The sequence below is a fragment of the Pseudomonas sp. HMWF006 genome (assembly GCF_003061205.1).
GTDB lineage: Bacteria > Pseudomonadota > Gammaproteobacteria > Pseudomonadales > Pseudomonadaceae > Aquipseudomonas > Aquipseudomonas monsensis.
The window spans coordinates 1-1624 of the sequence record NZ_QAIU01000232.1 but is presented as its reverse complement, the minus strand read 5'-3'; the positions used below and the strand labels follow the sequence as shown (position 1 = coordinate 1624).

Genomic DNA, 1624 nt, shown 5'->3' with positions numbered 1-1624 from the left:
AGGCCAAGCAAGTCAAAGACATCACCCTGCGCCAGGGCAGCCGCAACAGCTACCCGATCTACGACACCAAGGGCCAGAAAATCACCGGCTGGCGCGAACGCGCCGAACTGCGCCTAGAAAGCGCCGACTTCGCCGCCCTGTCCAAACTCACCGGCGAACTGCTGACCGACCTGAAAATGGGCGGCATGGACTTCGCTATCGCCGACCCGACCCGCAAGGCCAGCGAAGACCAATTGCTCAAGGAAGCCGTCACCGCCTTCAAGGCCCGCGCCCAACTGGCCACCGACGCTTTGGGCGGCAAGGGCTACAAAATCGTCAACCTGAACCTCAACAGCAACGGTTATCCACAACCGTACATGCGCGCCCCGATGATGATGAAAGCGGCGGCCATGGATTCGGCGCCAGTGACGCCGGAAGTTGAAGCCGGTACCAGCCAGGTCAGCATGACGGCTGATGGCTCGATTGAAGTGTTGATGCAGTGATTTGATGTGGGCTGAATGAAAAACCGCCGATCAGTGAATGATCGGCGGTTTTTTTATGCCCGGGATTTTTGTGTTGAATGTTCCGTCGCCATCGCGAGCAGGCTCACTCCTGCAATTTGGAATGTGTTCCCCTGTAGGAATCAGCCTGCTCGCGAAGAACGATAACGCGGTCTCAGGTCTGCGGATCAACCCGATCCAGCGCCCGGTTCACCGCCAGCTCGGCCAGCATGATGATCTGCTGAATCGCCAACGCCGTATTACGCTCGGGCCGGCCCAACTGATCGGCAAAATTACCTGCCAGCGTATTCGCCGACGCCAGTGACTCACAGGCATGCGCCAACAGGCTTTCAGTGTCGATGTTTGGCTGGATCAGGAACATCGTACTGGGTTGCCGGGGTTTGACCGGGTCGGGACTGAGGTAAAAATCCAGGGCGCGTTTGATGGCTTCGCGGTTTTTGGCGAGGTCGTCGGCGCGGATGGCTTCGGCGAGTGGGGTTGTGGGTTCGAGGGGTGGATCGGGGACAATTTTATCTTTCATGAAAATCTGCTCGTCATTCGAGCCAGCCCTTAGCCATTTCTCACGTGGTAAAGGGTGGCAGCTATGTGCGGAGTGAGAAACCGGTGAGCAGAAAACCGGCCAGACCGAAGTCTGCCCGCACACAGCCGCCATAAGGCACCGCGACAGCTTATAAGCCGGCCGCAATTATGGTCTTACTGGTGCTAGTTTCAAGCTCGACGGGTTCTCACACCCGATCGCTGAACATTCAGCGACAACCAGAGCCTAGAGAGCCCAAGTCCGACGGACAACCTGAAAACCTTGTGGGAAGGTTCTGATTATTTGACACAAATTTAAACAACCAAAAGCCAACCCTCACCCTAGCCCTCTCCCGGAGGGAGAGGGGACTGACCGAGGTGTTTGGGCGAGGTACGCCGACGTGCGATTGCAGTGTTGAACTCAGATTCTGAAACAGATCAAAAGCCCCTCACCCTGGCCCTCTCCCGGAGGGAGAGGGGACTGACCGAGTCGTTTGGGAAAACTGACGCCGACCTGAAATACCGGGTCGAACTCAGATTCTGAAACAGATCAAAAGCCCCCTCACCCTAGCCCTCTCCCGGAGGGAGAGGGGACTGACCGTGGTGTT

The 1624-nt window shown here is 57.3% G+C and carries 2 protein-coding genes; one reads left to right on the top strand and one right to left on the bottom strand.

Annotated elements, in window-relative coordinates; genetic code table 11:
• Positions 1-482, top strand: a 482-nt coding sequence (locus DBR24_RS09320; RefSeq protein WP_128614581.1) for an SIMPL domain-containing protein, incomplete at its 5' end; no start/stop codon positions are given.
• Positions 483-654: 172 nt separating this feature from the next.
• Here the strand turns inward: DBR24_RS09320 and DBR24_RS09315 are convergent.
• Positions 655-1020 (bottom strand): DUF6124 family protein, encoded by a 366-nt coding sequence (locus DBR24_RS09315; RefSeq protein WP_128614580.1) that lies wholly within the window; start codon positions 1018-1020, stop codon positions 655-657.
• Positions 1021-1624: the final 604 nt, after the last annotated feature.

Coding starts and splice junctions, on each gene's coding strand:
- DBR24_RS09315 (WP_128614580.1), bottom strand. CDS start 1,020: ATGAAAGATAAAATTGTCCCCGATCCACCCCTCGAACCCACAACCCCA.